Below are 20,691 nucleotides of genomic sequence, written 5' to 3'. Positions count from 1 at the left end.
AGTGAACGTACTCTCATTCACAACCTAACGATGAGGTCTTGATTATGAATAAAGATGAAGCCGGCGGTAACTGGAAACAGTTTAAAGGTAAAGTGAAAGAGCAATGGGGCAAACTGACCGATGATGATATGACGATCATTGAAGGTAAACGTGATCAACTGGTCGGTAAAATCCAGGAACGTTATGGTTATCAGAAAGATCAGGCAGAAAAAGAGGTCGTGGATTGGGAAACCCGCAATGAATATCGCTGGTAATTAATCCCTCCTGCCCGACGTGTACAAGGATGTACGCCCTCTTAACGCGGTTTCTTTTTCACCTGCACAGAGTGATCATGCTGGCACTGTTCAGGATGACGACACGCTTCCACTTCTACACATGCCGCACAGAGCCCATGTGCTTCAATCACATTATGCCGCAGGGCAAACCCCATTTTTGCCGCCAGCGTATGCATAATGTCTTCCACGCCTTCTGCACACTCTTCTTTCACTGCGCCGCAGCGATCGCAAATAAACATGGCTGACGTATGGGTGGGCTGATCGAACAGATGACAGAGCACATAACTGTTGGTGGATTCCACCTTATGCACAAAACCTTGCTCAAGCAGAAAATCCAGCGCGCGATAAACCGTTGGCGGCTTGGCTTGCGGTTCAGCTTCGCGCAGTAAATCAAGCAGATCATAAGCGCTGATAGCGCCATCCTGCAGACTCATCAGGCGCAACACTTCCAGGCGCTGTGGGGTCAGGCGCACATTACGCTGCGCGCAGATTTTTTCAGCCTGCGCTAATAACTCCTGCGTTGTGGTCTTTTCCATCGGGCACCTCAAAGTGGGGGTTAAGAATGTCCTTACTTTACCATGTTCCAGGAAAAACACCGAGAACCCTTATTGTTGCCGTAATGTTGATTTTCTGTTTTGTAGGTAAGGTGTTATGTTGCCTTGTCGTACCATTATCAACACGATAATAATTAATAATTCATTTTTAAATAAATTGCTTCAAGTTAACTCGCTATTTATTTAACTGGGTTTAAACGCATACCTGTAGTTCAGAAATTATGAGCGATTTTTGATAGTGACCAGATGGCAAAAGAATTATAAGGAGGACACGGTACGACAAAAAAGGTAGATGAATCATGTTGAAGATAATACCCGGTGCAACTGGATACTTTAATAAAACACTCAATTCAAATCAATTCGATAATGAAGATGCAATCAAAGATAAATTAGATAATAGAGGTTCAATCAAAGGTAAATTAAATAATATATATGGTAAATCTATTGATTATGCAGCGCTGCGTCATCGGGATATAATTATTGCAAAAATAGATTTGTTTATTCAACGAATCACGCATAATTTATGGCATGCACGTAAAAAAATGTGTTTTTAATTGTGCAAATAAATGATCTCAAAATGTGGGTCAATAAGTATATTGACGATTGCACTGATGAGGATTTAAACGATCGTGACTTTATTGCATCAGTTGTTGACCGGGCTATTTTTCATTTCGCGATTAATAGTATATGTAATCCTGGGGATAATAAAGATGCAATGCCCATTGAACAATGTACTTTTGATGTAGAAACTAAGAATGACCTTCCCTCCACGGTTCAGCTATTTTATGAGGAATCTAAGGATAATGAACCTTTAGCGAATATACATTTTCAAGCAATAGGTTCTGGTTTTTTAACGTTTGTTAATGCCTGCCAGGAACATGATGACAACAGCTTAAAATTATTTGCTTCGCTGTTAATTTCACTTTCATATTCTAGTGCCTACGCAGATTTATCAGAAACAGTGTATATTAATGAAAATAATGAGAGCTACCTGAAAGCTCAGTTTGAAAAATTATCTCAACGTGATATGAAGAAGTACCTGGGAGAGATGAAGCGTCTGGCTGATGGGGGAGAAATGAATTTTGATGGCTATCTGGATAAGATGTCACATCTGGTGAATGAAGGAACGCTCGATCCTGATATTTTAAGCAAAATGCGAGATGCTGCACCACAATTAATTAGCTTCGCGAAGTCGTTTGACCCAACCTCAAAGGAAGAGATTAAAATACTTACAGACACTTCTAAATTAATTTATGATTTGTTCGGGGTTAAATCGGAGAAATAATATGTGAAGTTCTTCGATAGTATGGAAGGCATTATATAAAAGGACCCAATATTTATTGGGTTCTTTTTTCTCTATCAATACTATTAGCAGGGAGATATATCACCAGAGTTTAATGTGTGATTTTTTATTTATCGTCGAACCTGGATTGTTTATCATTGGCCTTAACAAAGTTAACGGCTAATAAGATTATTTCCATCACTTCGTGAGAGCTTCATGCCTTGAGAGGATCTCAATTTTCTTTTGCAATGAGACAGGCGCTTCCTGTTGTTATGGTATAGTACCCCGCTATTGAGCCTCCTGAATAGTGATGCTGAATAACATAACCCCATGATATATCGATAAAATAATCTCTACATTTGAAAATGCACGGTAATTCTGAAATGCAAAAAATCAACCAAACCAGCGCAATGCCTGAAAAAACTGACGTTCACTGGAGTGGTCGGTTTAGCGTTGCACCAATGCTCGACTGGACGGACAGACATTGCCGCTATTTCTTGCGTCTGCTTTCCCGCAATACGTTGCTGTATACCGAAATGGTGACCACAGGGGCGATTATTCACGGTAAAGGTGATTATCTGGCGTACAGTGAAGAAGAACATCCGGTAGCGTTGCAACTGGGCGGTAGCGATCCGGCGGCGCTGGCGCAGTGTGCAAAGCTGGCAGAAGCGCGCGGATATGATGAGATCAACCTGAATGTCGGCTGCCCGTCTGACCGGGTGCAGAACGGCATGTTTGGTGCGTGTCTGATGGGTAATGCGCAGCTGGTTGCCGACTGCGTGAAAGCGATGCGCGATGTGGTGTCGATTCCGGTGACGGTGAAAACGCGTATTGGCATCGACGACCAGGACAGCTATGAATTTCTCTGCGATTTCATCAATACCGTTTCCGGCAAAGGCGAGTGTGAGATGTTCATCATCCACGCACGTAAAGCCTGGCTTTCGGGGTTAAGCCCGAAAGAAAACCGTGAAATCCCGCCGCTCGATTATCCGCGTGTGTATCAACTGAAGCGTGACTTTCCGCATCTGACAATGTCGATTAACGGTGGTATCAAGTCGCTGGAAGAGGCCAAAGCACACCTGCAACATATGGATGGCGTGATGGTCGGGCGCGAGGCGTATCAGAATCCGGGTATTCTGGCGGCGGTAGACCGGGAGATCTTTGGTTCCTCGGATACCGATGCCGATCCGGTGGCGGTAGTGCGCGCCATGTATCCGTACATTGAGCGTGAACTCAGCCAGGGGACGTATCTCGGCCATATTACCCGGCATATGTTGGGCTTGTTCCAGGGTATTCCTGGCGCGCGGCAGTGGCGGCGTTATTTAAGTGAAAATGCCCATAAAGCGGGTGCAGACATTAATGTGCTGGAACACGCGCTCAAACTGGTGGCGGATAAGCGTTAACTTTTCACCAAAAAGTAGTCAAATTCACCACGCCCTGCGCACCGTCGCGGGGCGTTTTGCTGTTAAATCAATAGATTATTTTTGGCATGATTCTTGTAATGCCAGCAAGAGATTTCATATTTGGGAGAGCATCATGCTGGAACTACTTTTTGTGATTGGCTTTTTTGTCATGCTGATGGTCACCGGCGTTTCGTTGCTGGGCATTATCGCCGCGCTGGTTGTGGCGACGGCCATTATGTTCCTCGGCGGTATGCTGGCATTGATGATTAAGTTGCTGCCGTGGTTACTACTGGCGATTGCGGTGGTGTGGGTTATTAAGGCGATTAAAGCACCAAAAGTGCCGAAATATCAGCGTTATGACCGCTGGCGTTACTAAGGGATTGTGCGGATGATCACAACCTAAGGTTTTATCCTTAGAACAAAATAGGAATTGATAATCAAATCTGTCACTATTGCGCCTCTAACAGATTCATCGTGCTGTACCCTACATACAGCCGAACTATAAAAAGAAAGGGCTTCCCAGGTGGAAGCCCTATTTCTTTTATGGAATCAGCAGGCTGGAACCTTGCGTCGCCCGGCTTTCCAGAATCTCATGCGCACGCTGCGCATCCTTCAGCGGATATTTCTGCTGCTCGGCGACATCGACCTTAATCACACCGCTGGCAATCAAAGAGAACAGTTCATTACTGGCCTCGGTTAATTCCTCCCGCGTGGTGATATAGCCTTGCAGGGAAGGGCGTGTCACATACAACGAGCCTTTTTGATTGAGAATGCCTAAGTTCACACCGGTAACCGCACCTGATGAGTTGCCAAAACTGACCATTAAGCCGCGGCGTTGCAGGCAATCCAGCGACCGTTCCCAGGTGTCTCTGCCCACGGAATCGTACACCACGCGCACTTTCTTACCGCCGGTGATCTCTTTTAACCGCTCGACCAGATCCTCTTCACGATAGTTAATAACCTGCCACGCGCCCGCTTTTAGCGCGCTCTGCGCTTTTTGCGCGGTTCCTACGGTGCCGATAAGTTTCGCGCCCAGGGCTTTTGCCCACTGGCAGGCAATTAAGCCAACGCCGCCAGCCGCTGCGTGGAACAGGAACTGTTCATCGGGTTTAATTTCATAGGTTTTGCGCAGCAGATAATAAACCGTTAAGCCTTTCAGGAAGGATGCCGCAGCTTGCTCAAAAGAAATTGCCGCAGGCAGAATCGCCGCTTTATCCGCAATAATGTTATGCACAGAGCTGTAAGCGCCTAACGCCGACTGCGCATAGACTACACGATCGCCTGCCTTAATATGCTTTACACCACTGCCGACTTTACTCACGATGCCTGCTGCTTCGGTGCCTAATCCGCTGGGTAGCGATGGCGGCGGGTAAAGGCCGCTGCGGATATATGTGTCGATAAAATTGATGCCGATGGCTTTATTTTCGACCTGGATTTCATTCTCCGCCGGATCGGCAGGAGTGAACTCTACGGCTTGAAGTACTTCCGGGCCACCGTGCTTGTGAAATTCAATTCGTGTTGCCATGTGTCCTCCAGAACGTATCGTCAGGGTCTGCTTCATATGATAAAGTTTCGACCCATTCTTTATCTCGGTAACTCCATTCACTATGGCAGGAAATAAACCCTTCAACAAACAGCAGGCTGAACCCCGCGAACGCGATCCACAAGTTGCCGGGCTGAAAGTGCCTCCGCACTCGATCGAAGCGGAGCAGTCGGTGTTGGGCGGTTTAATGCTAGATAACGAACGCTGGGATGATGTAGCCGAGCGTGTGGTAGCAGACGATTTTTACACCCGCCCACACCGTCATATCTTTACTGAAATGGCGCGTTTGCAGGAAAGCGGTAGCCCTATCGATCTGATTACTCTTGCGGAATCGCTGGAACGCCAGGGGCAACTCGATAGCGTCGGTGGTTTTGCTTATCTGGCAGAGCTGTCAAAAAATACGCCAAGTGCGGCTAACATCAGTGCCTATGCGGACATCGTGCGTGAACGTGCCGTTGTCCGTGAGATGATCTCGGTTGCGAATGAGATTGCCGAAGCTGGTTTTGATCCGCAGGGGCGTACCAGCGAAGATCTGCTGGATCTGGCTGAATCCCGCGTCTTTAAAATTGCCGAAAGTCGTGCGAACAAAGACGAAGGGCCGAAGAACATCGCCGATGTGCTCGACGCAACCGTGGCGCGTATTGAGCAGTTGTTTCAGCAGCCACACGATGGCGTTACCGGGGTAAACACCGGTTATGACGATCTCAACAAAAAAACCGCTGGCTTGCAGCCGTCGGATTTGATCATCGTCGCCGCGCGTCCGTCGATGGGTAAAACAACATTTGCGATGAACCTCGTCGAAAACGCGGCGATGTTGCAGGATAAACCGGTACTTATCTTCTCGCTGGAGATGCCATCAGAACAGATCATGATGCGTTCTCTGGCGTCGCTGTCGCGCGTTGACCAGACTAAAATCCGTACCGGGCAGCTCGATGACGAAGACTGGGCGCGCATTTCCGGCACCATGGGTATTTTGCTCGAAAAACGCAATATCTATATCGATGACTCCTCCGGCCTGACGCCAACGGAAGTGCGTTCCCGCGCACGCCGTATTGCCCGTGAACACGGCGGCATCGGGCTTATCATGATCGACTACCTGCAACTGATGCGCGTACCGGCGCTTTCCGATAACCGTACGCTGGAAATTGCAGAAATCTCTCGCTCGCTGAAAGCACTGGCGAAAGAACTGAACGTGCCGGTGGTGGCGCTGTCCCAGTTGAACCGTTCTCTGGAACAACGTGCCGACAAACGCCCGGTCAACTCCGACCTGCGTGAATCTGGCTCTATCGAGCAGGATGCGGACTTGATCATGTTTATCTATCGTGATGAGGTGTATCACGAAAACAGTGATTTAAAAGGCATCGCGGAAATTATTATCGGTAAACAACGTAACGGCCCAATCGGGACGGTACGCCTGACCTTTAACGGTCAATGGTCGCGCTTCGACAACTATGCGGGGCCGCAGTACGACGACGAATAATAATTATTTTATGAATTAGGTAATTAAAGCAAACACTTATCAAGGAACACAAATGCAAGCGGCAACTGTTGTGATTAACCGCCGCGCTCTGCGACACAACCTGCAACGTCTTCGTGAACTGGCCCCTGCCAGTAAAATGGTTGCGGTGGTGAAAGCGAACGCTTATGGTCACGGTCTTCTTGAGACCGCGCGAACGCTCCCCGATGCTGACGCCTTTGGCGTAGCCCGTCTCGAAGAAGCTCTGCGACTGCGTGCGGGGGGAATCACCAAACCTGTACTGTTACTCGAAGGCTTTTTTGATGCCAGAGATCTGCCGACGATTTCTGCGCAACATTTTCATACCGCCGTGCATAACGAAGAACAGCTGGCTGCGCTGGAAGAGGCTAGCCTGGACGAGCCGGTTACCGTCTGGATGAAACTCGATACCGGTATGCACCGTCTGGGCGTAAGGCCGGAACAGGCTGAGGCGTTTTATCATCGCCTGACCCAGTGCAAAAACGTTCGTCAGCCGGTGAATATCGTCAGCCATTTTGCGCGCGCGGATGAACCAAAATGTGGCGCAACCGAGAAACAACTCGCTATCTTTAATACCTTTTGCGAAGGCAAACCTGGTCAACGTTCCATTGCCGCGTCGGGTGGCATTCTGCTGTGGCCACAGTCGCATTTTGACTGGGTGCGCCCGGGCATCATTCTTTATGGCGTCTCGCCGCTGGAAGATCGCTCCACCGGTGCCGATTTTGGCTGTCAGCCAGTGATGTCACTAACCTCCAGCCTGATTGCCGTGCGTGAGCATAAAGCCGGAGAGCCTGTTGGTTATGGTGGAACCTGGGTAAGCGAACGTGATACCCGTCTTGGCGTAGTCGCGATGGGCTATGGCGATGGTTATCCGCGCGCCGCGCCGTCCGGTACGCCAGTGCTGGTGAACGGTCGCGAAGTACCGATTGTCGGGCGCGTGGCGATGGATATGATCTGCGTAGACTTAGGTCCACAGGCGCAGGACAAAGCCGGGGATCCGGTCATTTTATGGGGCGAAGGTTTGCCCGTAGAACGTATCGCTGAAATGACGAAAGTAAGCGCTTACGAACTTATTACGCGCCTGACTTCAAGGGTCGCGATGAAATACGTGGATTAATCGTTCTGTAATATTTGATTGTCTGTGCCGGATGCGGCGTGAATGCCTTATCCGGCCAATAAAATCCTAAAAATTCAATAAGTTGATGTTCTTTCATGCTCTTATAAAGGTCGTGCCTCTGGCGGATGTACGTTTGTCATGAGTCTCACTCTGTTGCTAATTGCCGTTCGCTCCTGAACATCCACTCGATCTTCGCCTTCTTCCGGTTTATTGTGTTTTAACCACCTGCCCGTAAACCTGGAGAACCATCGCGTGTTTCAAAAAGTTGACGCCTACGCTGGCGACCCGATTCTTACGCTTATGGAGCGTTTTAAAGAAGACCCTCGCAGCGACAAAGTGAATTTAAGTATCGGTCTGTACTACAACGAAGACGGAATTATTCCACAACTGCAAGCCGTGGCGGAGGCGGAAGCGCGCCTGAATGCGCAGCCTCATGGCGCTTCGCTTTATTTACCGATGGAAGGGCTTAACTGCTATCGCCATGCCATTGCGCCGCTGCTGTTTGGTGCGGACCATCCGGTACTGAAACAACAGCGCGTAGCAACCATTCAAACCCTTGGCGGCTCCGGGGCATTGAAAGTGGGCGCGGATTTCCTGAAACGCTACTTCCCGGAATCAGGCGTCTGGGTCAGCGATCCTACCTGGGAAAACCACGTAGCAATATTCGCCGGGGCTGGATTCGAAGTGAGTACTTACCCCTGGTATGACGAAGCGACTAACGGCGTGCGCTTTAATGACCTGTTGGCGACGCTGAAAACATTACCTGCCCGCAGTATTGTGTTGCTGCATCCATGTTGCCACAACCCAACGGGTGCCGATCTCACTAATGATCAGTGGGATGCGGTGATTGAAATTCTCAAAGCCCGCGAGCTTATTCCATTCCTCGATATTGCCTATCAAGGATTTGGTGCCGGTATGGAAGAGGATGCCTACGCTATTCGCGCCATTGCCAGCGCTGGATTACCCGCTCTGGTGAGCAATTCGTTCTCGAAAATTTTCTCCCTTTACGGCGAGCGCGTCGGCGGACTTTCTGTTATGTGTGAAGATGCCGAAGCCGCTGGCCGCGTACTGGGGCAATTGAAAGCAACAGTTCGCCGCAACTACTCCAGCCCGCCGAATTTTGGTGCGCAGGTGGTGGCTGCAGTGCTGAATGACGAGGCATTGAAAGCCAGCTGGCTGGCGGAAGTAGAAGAGATGCGTACTCGCATTCTGGCAATGCGTCAGGAATTGGTGAAGGTATTAAGCACAGAGATGCCAGAACGCAATTTCGATTATCTGCTTAATCAGCGCGGCATGTTCAGTTATACCGGTTTAAGTGCCGCTCAGGTTGACCGACTACGTGAAGAATTTGGTGTCTATCTCATCGCCAGCGGTCGCATGTGTGTCGCCGGGTTAAATACGGCAAATGTACAACGTGTGGCAAAGGCGTTTGCTGCGGTGATGTAATGCAGGAAAGCAGGCTGGAGCTACCCAGCCTGCAGTGAAATTAAACTGTCGTCGCTTTCACTCTTTCTTTATAGATGATTTTTTTGATGCCATCGTTCTACGTGAGAGATAATAAACGTTGTTAGTTCTTTTATTGTTAAGCTTATCCCAATTATCTGGAATTCCTTATCCTGTTTTTTTGGGTGGAGTAATAATTTCTGCACATCTAACCATTATTAAATTTAATAATAAGTATCGGGTTTGTTACGATAGAATATTTCTATATCCTCAAGAATATGCTTTGCCTTATTGCCTGTGACTTTCTGAGATTCAATTATAGTATCGTTAAATTCTAATGTTAAAGAGAACTCTTTTTTCCGCTTTGTGTAAGTTTAACCTTATATTGATTACCAATATCAAATAAAAAGGTCCTGTAATGAGAATAATCACCTTTAACCTCCTCGGCAAAACAGCAAAGCGTGCAAATATACATAAAGTCTTTCTTACCCCTGATTTTGTTAACTAAATCAATAAATGCGTGAAAAACTTTACTTGCAATAGAACTTGATACTTCTTCTCCAGGTCTAAAAAATCTTTTGCAATTTTTAACTGTGTTTCTATGTATAAAAAGAAATCTTTGGCATAAGAGATATCTTTATTATTTAGTGCATCTAGCTCAACAGGTAAAGATGTCGTTTTGTTGCTATTCACATATGATATATTCATATCATCATCTCCATCGCGAGTAATAAAATTAATCACCATTGTAGGGTAGGGGGCTGGTCAATCAGAAATCATCTTTATAAACTTCGATTGTTTTTGTAATGCTGTATCATTAAGTTCATTAAATCGTACAGCAGATAAATGTTCTATCAAATTTCGCTCATTTGCCGAGGATTCATCATAATAAACGTAAAATTAATGTATCCTTACATCGAGTAATAAACATTTTTTATACAAAAAAAGACAGGAACGTATTTACTGGGTTAAATATAATCATCCTGCTTTTCATCACAAAAACCGCAGATAATCCTTCCTTTCCCCGGCAGCTGGCGTTATGGTCAGATGGTTTTTGCAACAAATCTCACAATAAAAAGTTTCAACATACTGACTATTTAGGGAAAAATATGCGCAAGATCACACAGGCAATCAGTGCCGTTTGCTTATTGTTCGCTCTAAACAGTTCCGCTGTTGCCCTGGCCTCATCTCCTTCACCGCTTAACCCTGGGACTAACGTTGCCAGGCTTGCTGAACAGGCACCCATTCATTGGGTTTCGGTCGCACAAATTGAAAATAGCCTCGCAGGGCGTCCGCCAATGGCGGTGGGGTTTGATATCGATGACACGGTACTTTTTTCCAGTCCGGGCTTCTGGCGCGGCAAAAAAACCTTCTCGCCAGAAAGCGAAGATTATCTGAAAAATCCTGTGTTCTGGGAAAAAATGAACAATGGCTGGGATGAATTCAGCATTCCAAAAGAGGTCGCTCGCCAGCTGATTGATATGCATGTACGCCGCGGTGACGCGATCTTCTTTGTGACTGGTCGTAGCCCGACGAAAACAGAAACGGTTTCAAAAACGCTGGCGGATAATTTTCATATTCCTGCCACCAACATGAATCCGGTGATCTTTGCGGGCGATAAACCAGGGCAAAATACAAAATCGCAATGGCTGCAGGATAAAAATATCCGAATTTTTTATGGCGATTCTGATAATGATATTACCGCCGCACGCGATGTCGGCGCTCGTGGTATCCGCATTCTGCGCGCCTCCAACTCTACCTACAAACCCTTGCCACAAGCGGGTGCGTTTGGTGAAGAGGTGATCGTCAATTCAGAATACTGACAGAGCGGGAGAGCGTGATGCTCTCCCGAATGCTGTTTTTTTAATCACACCTTTATCCTTTCGCTGTCTTGCTGCAAACTGATTAAGAGAGTTTTATCAAGGAGCAGCACATGTGGTATCAAAAGACGCTCACGCTTAGCGCCAAATCTCGTGGGTTTCATCTGGTAACGGATGAAATTCTGAATCAGCTGGCTGATATGCCGCGCGTTAACATCGGCTTACTGCATCTGTTGCTGCAACATACCTCCGCCTCTCTGACACTTAATGAGAACTGCGATCCCACCGTACGCCACGACATGGAGCGTTTTTTCCTCCGCACCGTTCCCGACAACGGAAATTATGAGCATGACTATGAGGGAGCAGACGATATGCCTTCTCATATCAAATCCTCAATGCTGGGAACATCGCTTGTATTGCCGGTGCATAAAGGGCGTATTCAGACCGGCACCTGGCAAGGCATTTGGCTGGGGGAACATCGCATCCACGGCGGATCGCGTCGCATCATCGCGACACTACAAGGGGAGTAAAAAATGACCATTTCGGAGTTGCTACAATATTGCATGGCAAAACCAGGCGCAGAACAGAGCGTGCATAATGACTGGAAAGCGACGCAGATCAAAGTGGAAGATGTACTGTTTGCGATGGTGAAAGAAGTAGAAAATCGCCCAGCTGTTTCGCTGAAAACCAGCCCGGAGCTGGCGGAGCTGCTACGTCAGCAGCACAGCGATGTGCGTCCAAGCCGCCATCTGAATAAAGCGCACTGGAGCACCGTGTATCTCGACGGTTCGCTGCCAGATTCGCAAATCTATTATCTGGTGGATGCGTCTTATCAGCAGGCGGTGAATTTACTGCCGGAAGAAAAACGTAAATTGCTGGTGCAACTCTGAAAGGAAAAGGCCGCTCAGAAAGCGGCCTTAACGATTACAGCATCGGCTTAAGGAAGCGTGCCGTGTGTGATGCTTCGCACTCCGCGACGGTTTCTGGCGTACCGGAGACGAGGATCTCGCCGCCACCACTGCCGCCTTCTGGTCCCAGGTCGACAATCCAGTCAGCGGTTTTGATCACGTCGAGATTGTGCTCAATCACCACAATGGTGTTGCCCTGATCGCGCAGTTTATGCAGTACGTCGAGCAGTTGCTGAATATCGGCGAAGTGCAGACCGGTGGTCGGCTCGTCGAGAATATACAGCGTCTGCCCGGTGCCGCGTTTTGACAGTTCACGCGCCAGCTTCACGCGCTGGGCTTCACCGCCTGAAAGGGTGGTTGCGGACTGCCCCAGTCGAATGTACGTCAGGCCAACGTCCATCAACGTTTGCAGCTTACGCGCCAGTGCAGGTACGGCATCAAAGAACTCACGCGCCTCTTCGATGGTCATATCCAGCACTTCGTGGATGGTTTTGCCTTTGTACTTAATCTCCAGCGTTTCACGGTTATAGCGTTTACCTTTGCACTGGTCGCACGGCACGTAGATATCCGGCAGGAAGTGCATCTCCACTTTGATCACGCCATCGCCCTGACAGGCCTCGCAGCGTCCGCCACGAACGTTAAAGCTGAAACGTCCCGGCGTATAGCCGCGCGCACGGGATTCCGGTACGCCCGCAAACAGTTCGCGCACAGGCGTAAACACGCCGGTATAGGTCGCCGGGTTAGAACGTGGAGTACGACCAATTGGGCTTTGGTCGATATCGATCACTTTATCGAAATGCTCCAGCCCCTGAATATCGCGATACGGTGCTGGTTCGGCGATGGTCGCCCCATTCAACTGGCGTTGGGCAATCGGGAACAGTGTGTCGTTAATCAGCGTCGATTTACCGGAACCTGAAACCCCGGTGATGCAGGTAAACAGACCCACCGGCAGCGTCAGCGTCACGTCCTTCAGGTTGTTGCCGCGTGCGCCTGTCAGCTTCAGCACTTTTTCCGGATTCGCCGGAACGCGTTTCTTCGGCACTTCAATCTTGCGTTTGCCGCTCATGTACTGCCCGGTCAACGACTCCGGCACCGCCATAATCGCTTCCAGCGGACCTTCTGCGACCACTTCACCGCCGTGAACACCTGCGCCCGGGCCAATGTCGATCACATGGTCAGCGGCGCGAATTGCGTCTTCGTCGTGCTCCACCACAATCACGGTATTACCGAGATCGCGCAGATGGATAAGCGTACCCAACAGGCGCTCGTTATCACGCTGGTGCAGGCCGATAGACGGCTCGTCCAGCACGTACATAACGCCAACCAGGCCCGCACCAATCTGGCTCGCCAGACGGATACGCTGTGCTTCACCGCCAGAAAGCGTTTCTGCCGAGCGGGAAAGCGTCAGGTAATTCAGGCCGACGTTAACGAGGAATTTCAGACGATCGCCGATCTCTTTAAGGATTTTTTCTGCAATCTTCGCCCGCTGACCTGCGAGTTTGAGATTGTTGAAGAATTCCATCGCATGACCAATGCTCATGTCGGAGATAGCAGGCAGCGGCGTATTCTCGACATACACGTGGCGCGCTTCCCGACGCAGACGCGTCCCTTCGCAGCTGGCGCACGGACGATTACTGATAAACTTGGCTAATTCTTCGCGTACCGCGCTGGATTCCGTTTCTTTATAGCGGCGCTCCATATTATGCAGCACGCCTTCGAACGGATGACGACGAATGGAGGTATCGCCACGATCGTTCATGTATTTGAATTCAATGTTTTCTTTGCCAGAACCGTACAACACCACTTTATGCACGTTCGCGCTCAGGCTGCCCCACGGCGCTTCGACGTCGAACTTATAGTGATCTGCCAGCGATTTCAGCATCTGGAAATAATAGAAGTTGCGGCGATCCCAGCCACGGATCGCACCACCAGCCAGCGACAGTTCCGGATTCTGGATCACTCGATCAGGATCGAAATATTGCTGTACGCCAAGGCCGTCGCAGGTCGGGCAGGCCCCCGCCGGGTTGTTAAACGAAAACAGTCGCGGCTCCAGTTCACGCATACTGTAGCCGCAAATTGGGCAGGCGAAGTTGGCGGAGAACAGCAGCTCTTCCGCTTTCGGGTCGTCCATATCCGCCACTACCGCGGTACCACCGGAAAGCTCCAGCGCGGTTTCAAATGACTCGGCAAGACGTTGGGTAAGATCGTCACGCACCTTGAAGCGATCAACCACCACTTCAATGGTATGTTTCTTTTGCAGTTCCAGTTTTGGCGGATCGGAAAGATCGCAGACTTCGCCATCAATACGAGCACGGATGTAGCCCTGGCTTGCCAGGTTCTCCAGCGTTTTGGTGTGTTCGCCTTTGCGCTCTTTAATGATTGGCGCGAGTAGCATCAGACGCTTGCCTTCCGGCTGCGACAGCACGTTATCCACCATCTGGCTGACGGTTTGCGCCGCCAGCGGGACGTCGTGGTCCGGACAGCGCGGCTCGCCAACGCGGGCGAATAACAAACGCAAATAGTCGTGGATTTCGGTGATTGTCCCCACCGTAGAACGCGGGTTATGAGACGTCGATTTCTGCTCAATTGAGATGGCAGGAGAAAGCCCCTCAATATGATCGACGTCCGGCTTTTCCATCAGTGACAGAAACTGCCGCGCGTAGGCGGAAAGGGATTCAACGTAACGGCGCTGCCCTTCGGCATATAAGGTGTCGAAAGCGAGCGAGGATTTGCCAGAACCCGAAAGCCCGGTCACGACAATGAGCTTGTCGCGGGGGATAACGAGGTTGATGTTTTTGAGATTATGGGTGCGGGCGCCCCGAACTTCGATCTTATCCATTCACCTTTCCCGGATTAAACGCTTTTTTGCCCGGTGGCATGGTGCTACCGGCGATCACAAACGGTTAATTATGACACAAATTGACCTGAATGAATATACAGTATTGGAATGCATTACCCGGAGTGTTGTGTAACAATGTCTGGCCAGGTTTGTTTCCCGGAACCGAGGTCACAACATAGTAAAAGCGCTATTGGTAATGGTACAATCGCGCGTTTACACTTATTCAGAACGATTTTTTTCAGGAGACACGAACATGGCCAGCAGAGGCGTAAACAAGGTTATTCTCGTTGGTAATCTGGGTCAGGACCCGGAAGTACGCTACATGCCAAATGGTGGCGCAGTTGCCAACATTACGCTGGCTACTTCCGAATCCTGGCGTGATAAAGCGACCGGCGAGATGAAAGAACAGACTGAATGGCACCGCGTTGTGCTGTTCGGCAAACTGGCAGAAGTGGCGAGCGAATATCTGCGTAAAGGTTCTCAGGTTTATATCGAAGGTCAGCTGCGTACCCGTAAATGGACCGATCAATCCGGTCAGGATCGCTACACCACAGAAGTCGTGGTGAACGTTGGCGGCACCATGCAGATGCTGGGTGGTCGTCAGGGTGGTGGCGCTCCGGCAGGTGGCAATATCGGTGGTGGTCAGCCGCAGGGCGGTTGGGGTCAGCCTCAGCAGCCGCAGGGTGGCAATCAGTTCAGCGGCGGCGCGCAGTCTCGCCCGCAGCAGTCCGCTCCGGCAGCGCCGTCTAACGAGCCGCCGATGGACTTTGATGATGACATTCCGTTCTGATTTGTCATTAAAACAATAGGTTATATTGTTTTAAGGTGGATGATTAAAGCATCTGCCAGCCATAAAAAAGAAGCCTCCGTTATGGAGGCTTCTACGTATCAGGTCAAAATCATTGGCCATTGTGGCGGTGTCTGATTCATCTCTTCTATCATCACCGACTCGATGTTGTGCCAGATAGCGGTGATGTCCGCCATTGTGATGCCAAGCAACCCCATTGCGAACCAACAGGCGGAAACAACGCCCAGACCGCTGCTGATCACCGCAAGCCCGACATAATCAGACCGACGAAAACGGATGTTGAGTGTGCTGGCCAGAAACATCATTACGGCACTAAGAAGTTGCCAGCGAAGAAGAACCACGCCAGTGGTGAGGGTAGCCATCAAACAATTCCTCTGAAAAGAGCCGATGCCCTGGACAGCGCGGCGTTGTTCACGGGAGGCGTGGTACACTCTGGCTATCGCGGGGCTTGCAGAACACAAAAATGAAACACTCTGTTTGTTTCATTAATTTTGTGAACTATATCACAATTGATTGTTTGTTAGTCATATTAGGCCGTGACTTTTATTGCTGTACAGATTATGTGGTTTTTCAGTGGCATTAAGGGCATATCTTCCCGCCGCCTCTGCATTCCTGTAGGAAATTAATTTTGAATATCAATGAATTATTTTCATCCAGGTGACGATTAGAAAGGTATCAATTTCAAATCAGGCAAAAGTGCTATTTATACCGTAAGATTTATCTAAAGACGTCGGTACCCAGGGTTTTCACCTTGCAATGGCCGGGTATAAACAGGCAGGAAATTGATAGCAATGAGTCATCGTGCACGACACCAATTACTGGCGTTGCCGGGCATTATCTTTTTAGTTCTCTTTCCCATCATTCTTTCGCTATGGATTGCCTTCCTTTGGGCAAAATCAGAAGTGAATAATCAGCTCCGAACCTTTGCTCAACTGGCACTGGATAAATCCGAGCTGGTCATTCGCCAGGCAGATTTAGTGAGCGATGCAGCTGAACGCTATCAGGGGCAAGTTTGCACTCCAGCCCATCAAAAGCGAATGTTGAATATTATTCGTGGCTATCTTTATATTAATGAATTGATCTATGCCCGTGATAACCATTTTTTATGCTCATCGCTGATAGCGCCTGTAAACGGCTATACGATTGCACCGGCCGATTATAAGCGTGAACCTAACGTTTCTATCTATTATTACCGCGATACGCCTTTTTTCTCTGGCTATAAAATGACCTATATGCAGCGGGGAAATTATGTGGCGGTTATCAACCCTCTCTTCTGGAGTGAAGTGATGTCTGATGACCCGACATTGCAATGGGGTGTGTATGATACGGTGACGAAAACCTTTTTCTCGTTAAGCAAAGAGGCCTCGGCAGCAACGTTTTCTCCGCTGATTCATTTGAAGGATTTAACCGTACAAAGAAATGGCTATTTATATGCGACAGTTTATTCGACAAAACGCCCAATTGCAGCCATTGTTGCGACTTCATATCAACGTCTTATAACCCATTTTTATAATCATCTTATTTTTGCGTTGTCCGCCGGTATTTTGGGGAGTCTTGTTCTGCTATTACTCTGGCTACGTATTCGACAAAACTATTTATCTCCCAAACGTAAATTGCAACGCGCCCTCGAAAAACATCAACTTTGTCTTTATTACCAGCCAATAATCGATATCAAAACAGAAAAATGTATCGGCGCTGAAGCGTTGTTACGTTGGCCTGGTGAGCAGGGGCAAATAATGAATTCGGCAGAGTTTATTCCGCTGGCAGAAAAGGAGGGGATGATAGAACAGATAACTGATTATGTTATTGATAATGTCTTCCGCGATCTGGGCGATTACCTGGCAACACATGCAGATCGCTATGTTTCTATTAACCTGTCGGCCTCCGATTTTCATACGTCACGGTTGATAGCGCGAATCAATCAGAAAACAGAGCAATACGCGGTGCGTCCGCAGCAAATTAAATTTGAAGTGACTGAGCATGCATTTCTTGATGTTGACAAAATGACGCCGATTATTCTGGCTTTCCGCCAGGCAGGTTACGAAGTGGCAATTGATGATTTTGGTATTGGCTACTCTAACTTGCATAACCTTAAATCATTGAATGTCGATATTTTGAAAATCGACAAATCGTTTGTTGAAACGCTGACCACCCACAAAACCAGTCATTTGATTGCGGAACACATCATCGAGCTGGCGCACAGCCTGGGGTTAAAAACGATCGCTGAAGGCGTCGAAACTGAGGAGCAGGTTAACTGGCTGCGCAAACGCGGCGTGCGCTATTGCCAGGGATGGTTCTTTGCGAAGGCGATGCCGCCGCAGGTGTTTATGCAATGGATGGAGCAATTACCCGCGCGGGAGTTAACGCGCGGGCAATAAAATTACAGGCGGTGGCGATAATCGCTGGGAGTGCGATCAAACTGCCGACGGAAAACGCGGGAGAAGGTCTGCTGCGAGACATAACCCAGGTCCATTGCGATATCAAAAATCGGACGCTCGGTGGTGCGCAACTCAACGGCGGCCAGTAACAGGCGGCGTTGGCGAATGTAATCGCCAAGCGTCTGATGCGTCACCGTGCGGAACATTCGTTGCAAGTACCACTTTGAATAGCCTGATTTTTTTGCGACTACATCAATGTTAAGCGGCTGGTCAATATGCTCGTCAATCCATGCGATAAGATCCTGAATAATTTTCTGATGGGACATAAATCTGCCTCTTTTCAGTGTTCAGTTCGTTAATTCATCTGTTGGGGAGTATAATTCCTCAAGTTAACTTGAGGTAAAGCGATTTATGGAAAAGAAATTACCCCGCATTAAAGCGCTGCTAACCCCCGGCGAAGTGGCGAAACGCAGCGGTGTGGCGGTATCGGCGCTGCATTTCTATGAAAGTAAAGGGTTGATTACCAGTATCCGTAACAGCGGCAATCAGCGGCGATATAAACGTGATGTGTTGCGATATGTTGCAATTATCAAAATTGCTCAGCGTATTGGCATTCCGCTGGCGACCATTGGTGAAGCGTTTGGCGTGTTGCCCGAAGGGCATACGTTAAGTGCGAAAGAGTGGAAACAGCTTTCGTCCCAATGGCGAGAAGAGTTGGATCGGCGCATTCATACCTTAGTGGCGCTGCGTGACGAACTGGACGGATGTATTGGTTGTGGCTGCCTTTCGCGCAGTGATTGCCCGTTGCGTAACCCGGGCGACCGCTTAGGAGAAGAAGGTACCGGCGCACGCTTGCTGGAAGATGAACAAAACTAAAGCGCCACAAGGGCGCTTTAGTTTGTTTTCCGGTCTTTGTCTTTCTCTCTATCCCGCTGGTACACAGGAGGGTTTCCCCCGACGTCAACACACCTCATTCGAGCACGTGGTGGAGGTTCCGGTTGGTGTTGATGCTTTAATTGTATGTCACCGACGTTTCTTCGCCAGTGTAAAAGTATACTTTTTAACCGCAATATTTTTGTCATCTCAGACGATTTTTTATCGCAATCCTGAACGGTATACGGCTCGATAACGCTGCAATCTTGCGCACCGACGATAACGTTTGCGCATCAATTGCCTGGTTTTTCATCGTCAAGACAATAAAAGAGAAAAAAGCAGCAAACTTCGGTTGAAAAAGCCGCTATGATCGCCGGATAATCGTTTGCTTTTTTTACCACCCGTTTTGTATGCGCGGAGCTAAACGTTTGCTTTTTTGCGACGCAGCAAATTGTCGCAAACCTGGAGCAGGAAGATAACGTTTCGCTGGCAGGGGATTGTCCGCCACGCATCTTGACGAAAATTAAACTCTCAGGGGATGTTTTCTTATGTCTACGCCATCAGCGCGTACCGGCGGTTCACTCGACGCCTGGTTTAAAATTTCACAACGTGGAAGCACTGTCCGTCAGGAAGTGGTTGCCGGGTTAACAACGTTTCTGGCGATGGTCTACTCGGTCATCGTCGTTCCAGGTATGTTGGGTAAAGCAGGCTTCCCGCCTGCGGCAGTTTTCGTTGCAACCTGTCTGGTTGCCGGACTCGGTTCTATCGTGATGGGTCTGTGGGCTAATCTGCCGTTGGCGATTGGTTGCGCCATCTCCCTGACAGCGTTTACCGCATTCAGCCTGGTGCTGGGGCAACATATTAGCGTACCTGTCGCGCTGGGTGCCGTGTTCCTGATGGGTGTGCTGTTTACGGTAATTTCTGCCACGGGTATCCGTAGCTGGATTTTGCGCAACTTGCCTCACGGTGTGGCGCACGGCACGGGGATTGGTATCGGTCTGTTCCTGCTGCTCATTGCCGCTAACGGTGTCGGTCTGGTGATTAAAAACCCGCTTGATGGTCTGCCCGTTGCGCTGGGTGATTTCGCGACCTTCCCGGTGATTATGTCACTGGTAGGTCTGGCGGTGATCATCGGCCTGGAAAAACTGAAAGTCCCTGGTGGCATTCTGCTGACCATTATCGGTATCTCAATTGTCGGTTTGATCTTCGATCCTAACGTCCATTTCTCCGGCGTTTTCGCCATGCCTTCATTGAGCGATGAAAACGGCAATTCACTGATTGGCAGCCTGGACATTATGGGCGCGCTGAATCCTGTAGTCCTGCCAAGCGTTCTGGCGCTGGTGATGACGGCAGTATTTGATGCCACCGGAACTATCCGTGCCGTCGCCGGCCAGGCGAACCTGCTGGATAAAGATGGGCAGATCATCGACGGTGGGAAAGCACTGACCACTGACTCCATGAGCAGCGTTTTCTCTGGCCTGGTGGGTGCGGCTCCGGCAGCGGTATACATCGAGTCTGCGGCGGGTACGGCGGCGGGCGGTAAAACCGGTTTGACGGCTATCACCGTTGGCGTGCTGTTCCTCCTGATTCTGTTCCTCTCTCCGCTCTCTTACCTCGTTCCGGGGTATGCAACGGCTCCGGCGCTGATGTACGTTGGCCTGCTGATGCTGAGCAACGTGGCGAAAATCGACTTTGCTGATTTTGTTGATGCGATGGCGGGTCTGGTTACGGCTGTATTCATCGTGCTGACCTGTAACATCGTAACAGGCATCATGATCGGCTTCGCGACTCTGGTGATTGGTCGTCTGGTTTCCGGCGAATGGCGCAAGTTGAACATCGGTACGGTCGTTATCGCCGTGGCGCTGGTGACCTTCTATGCGGGTGGCTGGGCTATCTAATCTTTCATCGGATTCTGAAAACGGGTGGCAATGGCTGCCCGTTTTTATTTTCTCC

The 20,691-nt window shown here is 49.2% G+C and carries 19 protein-coding genes and 1 pseudogene; 14 read left to right on the top strand and 6 right to left on the bottom strand.

The window, feature by feature from the left end; all coding sequences use genetic code 11:
- The first annotated feature begins 44 nt into the window (after positions 1-44).
- Positions 45-254, top strand: a complete 210-nt coding sequence (locus tag KXD89_RS20535; protein ID WP_001030593.1) for a CsbD family protein — start codon at positions 45-47, stop codon at positions 252-254.
- A gap of 41 nt (positions 255-295) precedes the next feature.
- Here the strand turns inward: KXD89_RS20535 and zur are convergent, their stop codons facing one another.
- Complete coding sequence (gene zur / locus KXD89_RS20530) at positions 296-811, bottom strand: zinc uptake transcriptional repressor Zur (protein ID WP_001295691.1); 516 nt, start codon at positions 809-811, stop codon at positions 296-298.
- 317 nt (positions 812-1,128) lie between these two features.
- On the opposite strand from zur, the pseudogene KXD89_RS20525 reads away from it, so the two are divergent.
- The 3 genes and pseudogenes from KXD89_RS20525 to pspG all read left to right on the top strand — a co-directional run bounded on the left by KXD89_RS20525 (position 1,129) and on the right by pspG (position 3,890).
- Positions 1,129-2,114 (top strand): annotated as a pseudogene (locus KXD89_RS20525) (DUF2713 domain-containing protein).
- A 362-nt stretch (positions 2,115-2,476) separates the two neighbouring features.
- Positions 2,477-3,514: a tRNA dihydrouridine(20/20a) synthase DusA gene (gene dusA / locus KXD89_RS20520; RefSeq protein WP_001298868.1), complete on the top strand. Its 1,038-nt coding sequence runs from the start codon at positions 2,477-2,479 to the stop codon at positions 3,512-3,514.
- Between the two features lie 133 nt (positions 3,515-3,647).
- On the top strand, positions 3,648-3,890 hold the full coding sequence (gene pspG / locus KXD89_RS20515; protein WP_000891404.1) for an envelope stress response protein PspG: 243 nt from the start codon (positions 3,648-3,650) through the stop codon (positions 3,888-3,890).
- Positions 3,891-4,055: 165 nt separating this feature from the next.
- Here pspG and KXD89_RS20510 read toward each other — a convergent pair whose 3' ends face one another.
- On the bottom strand, positions 4,056-5,039 hold the full coding sequence (locus KXD89_RS20510) for a quinone oxidoreductase (protein WP_000235508.1): 984 nt from the start codon (positions 5,037-5,039) through the stop codon (positions 4,056-4,058).
- Between the two features lie 82 nt (positions 5,040-5,121).
- On the opposite strand from KXD89_RS20510, the gene dnaB reads away from it, so the two are divergent.
- The 3 genes from dnaB to tyrB all read left to right on the top strand — a co-directional run bounded on the left by dnaB (position 5,122) and on the right by tyrB (position 9,115).
- Positions 5,122-6,537, top strand: coding sequence for a replicative DNA helicase (gene dnaB / locus KXD89_RS20505; RefSeq protein ID WP_000918363.1), 1,416 nt, complete (start codon positions 5,122-5,124; stop codon positions 6,535-6,537).
- Positions 6,538-6,589: 52 nt separating this feature from the next.
- Positions 6,590-7,669: an alanine racemase gene (gene alr / locus KXD89_RS20500; RefSeq protein WP_001147328.1), complete on the top strand. Its 1,080-nt coding sequence runs from the start codon at positions 6,590-6,592 to the stop codon at positions 7,667-7,669.
- A gap of 252 nt (positions 7,670-7,921) precedes the next feature.
- Entirely contained in the window at positions 7,922-9,115 is a 1,194-nt protein-coding gene (gene tyrB / locus KXD89_RS20495; protein WP_000486985.1) for an aromatic amino acid transaminase, read from the top strand.
- A 501-nt stretch (positions 9,116-9,616) separates the two neighbouring features.
- Here the strand turns inward: tyrB and KXD89_RS20490 are convergent.
- Positions 9,617-9,820: a protein YjbS gene (locus KXD89_RS20490; protein ID WP_001321562.1), complete on the bottom strand. Its 204-nt coding sequence runs from the start codon at positions 9,818-9,820 to the stop codon at positions 9,617-9,619.
- Between the two features lie 401 nt (positions 9,821-10,221).
- On the opposite strand from KXD89_RS20490, the gene aphA reads away from it, so the two are divergent.
- The 3 genes from aphA (at position 10,222) to KXD89_RS20475 (ending at position 11,822) form a co-directional block, all read left to right on the top strand.
- Positions 10,222-10,935: an acid phosphatase AphA gene (aphA, locus tag KXD89_RS20485; protein ID WP_001226928.1), complete on the top strand. Its 714-nt coding sequence runs from the start codon at positions 10,222-10,224 to the stop codon at positions 10,933-10,935.
- A 110-nt stretch (positions 10,936-11,045) separates the two neighbouring features.
- The gene (locus KXD89_RS20480; RefSeq protein ID WP_000270375.1) at positions 11,046-11,462 is read left to right on the top strand and encodes a secondary thiamine-phosphate synthase enzyme YjbQ; all 417 of its coding nucleotides are present in this window, start codon (positions 11,046-11,048) and stop codon (positions 11,460-11,462) included.
- Positions 11,463-11,465: 3 nt separating this feature from the next.
- On the top strand, positions 11,466-11,822 hold the full coding sequence (locus KXD89_RS20475) for an MmcQ/YjbR family DNA-binding protein (protein ID WP_000155657.1): 357 nt from the start codon (positions 11,466-11,468) through the stop codon (positions 11,820-11,822).
- Positions 11,823-11,856: 34 nt separating this feature from the next.
- Here the strand turns inward: KXD89_RS20475 and uvrA are convergent, their stop codons facing one another.
- Positions 11,857-14,679 (bottom strand): excinuclease ABC subunit UvrA, encoded by a 2,823-nt coding sequence (gene uvrA, locus KXD89_RS20470; protein ID WP_000357740.1) that lies wholly within the window; start codon positions 14,677-14,679, stop codon positions 11,857-11,859.
- Positions 14,680-14,932: 253 nt separating this feature from the next.
- Here uvrA and ssb1 point away from each other — a divergent pair, with 253 nt between their 5' ends.
- Complete coding sequence (ssb1, locus tag KXD89_RS20465; protein ID WP_000168305.1) at positions 14,933-15,469, top strand: single-stranded DNA-binding protein SSB1; 537 nt, start codon at positions 14,933-14,935, stop codon at positions 15,467-15,469.
- A 98-nt stretch (positions 15,470-15,567) separates the two neighbouring features.
- Here the strand turns inward: ssb1 and KXD89_RS20460 are convergent, their stop codons facing one another.
- Positions 15,568-15,849, bottom strand: coding sequence for a YjcB family protein (locus tag KXD89_RS20460; protein ID WP_001295689.1), 282 nt, complete (start codon positions 15,847-15,849; stop codon positions 15,568-15,570).
- A 429-nt stretch (positions 15,850-16,278) separates the two neighbouring features.
- On the opposite strand from KXD89_RS20460, the gene pdeC reads away from it, so the two are divergent.
- Positions 16,279-17,865: a c-di-GMP phosphodiesterase PdeC gene (gene pdeC / locus KXD89_RS20455; RefSeq protein ID WP_001698761.1), complete on the top strand. Its 1,587-nt coding sequence runs from the start codon at positions 16,279-16,281 to the stop codon at positions 17,863-17,865.
- Between the two features lie 2 nt (positions 17,866-17,867).
- Here pdeC and soxS read toward each other — a convergent pair whose 3' ends face one another.
- The gene (soxS, locus tag KXD89_RS20450) at positions 17,868-18,191 is read right to left on the bottom strand and encodes a superoxide response transcriptional regulator SoxS (protein ID WP_000019358.1); all 324 of its coding nucleotides are present in this window, start codon (positions 18,189-18,191) and stop codon (positions 17,868-17,870) included.
- A gap of 85 nt (positions 18,192-18,276) precedes the next feature.
- On the opposite strand from soxS, the gene soxR reads away from it, so the two are divergent.
- Together soxR and ghxP are read left to right on the top strand one after the other, a co-directional pair.
- Positions 18,277-18,741, top strand: coding sequence for a redox-sensitive transcriptional activator SoxR (gene soxR / locus KXD89_RS20445; RefSeq protein ID WP_000412428.1), 465 nt, complete (start codon positions 18,277-18,279; stop codon positions 18,739-18,741).
- 545 nt (positions 18,742-19,286) lie between these two features.
- Entirely contained in the window at positions 19,287-20,636 is a 1,350-nt protein-coding gene (gene ghxP, locus KXD89_RS20440) for a guanine/hypoxanthine transporter GhxP (RefSeq protein ID WP_000106882.1), read from the top strand.
- Positions 20,637-20,691: the final 55 nt, after the last annotated feature.

The sequence above is a fragment of the Escherichia sp. TC-EC600-tetX4 genome (genome assembly GCF_019356055.1).
Classification (GTDB): Bacteria; Pseudomonadota; Gammaproteobacteria; order Enterobacterales; family Enterobacteriaceae.
The sequence above is the reverse complement of the archived record's forward strand: the minus strand, read 5'-3'. Positions and strand labels throughout refer to the sequence as shown.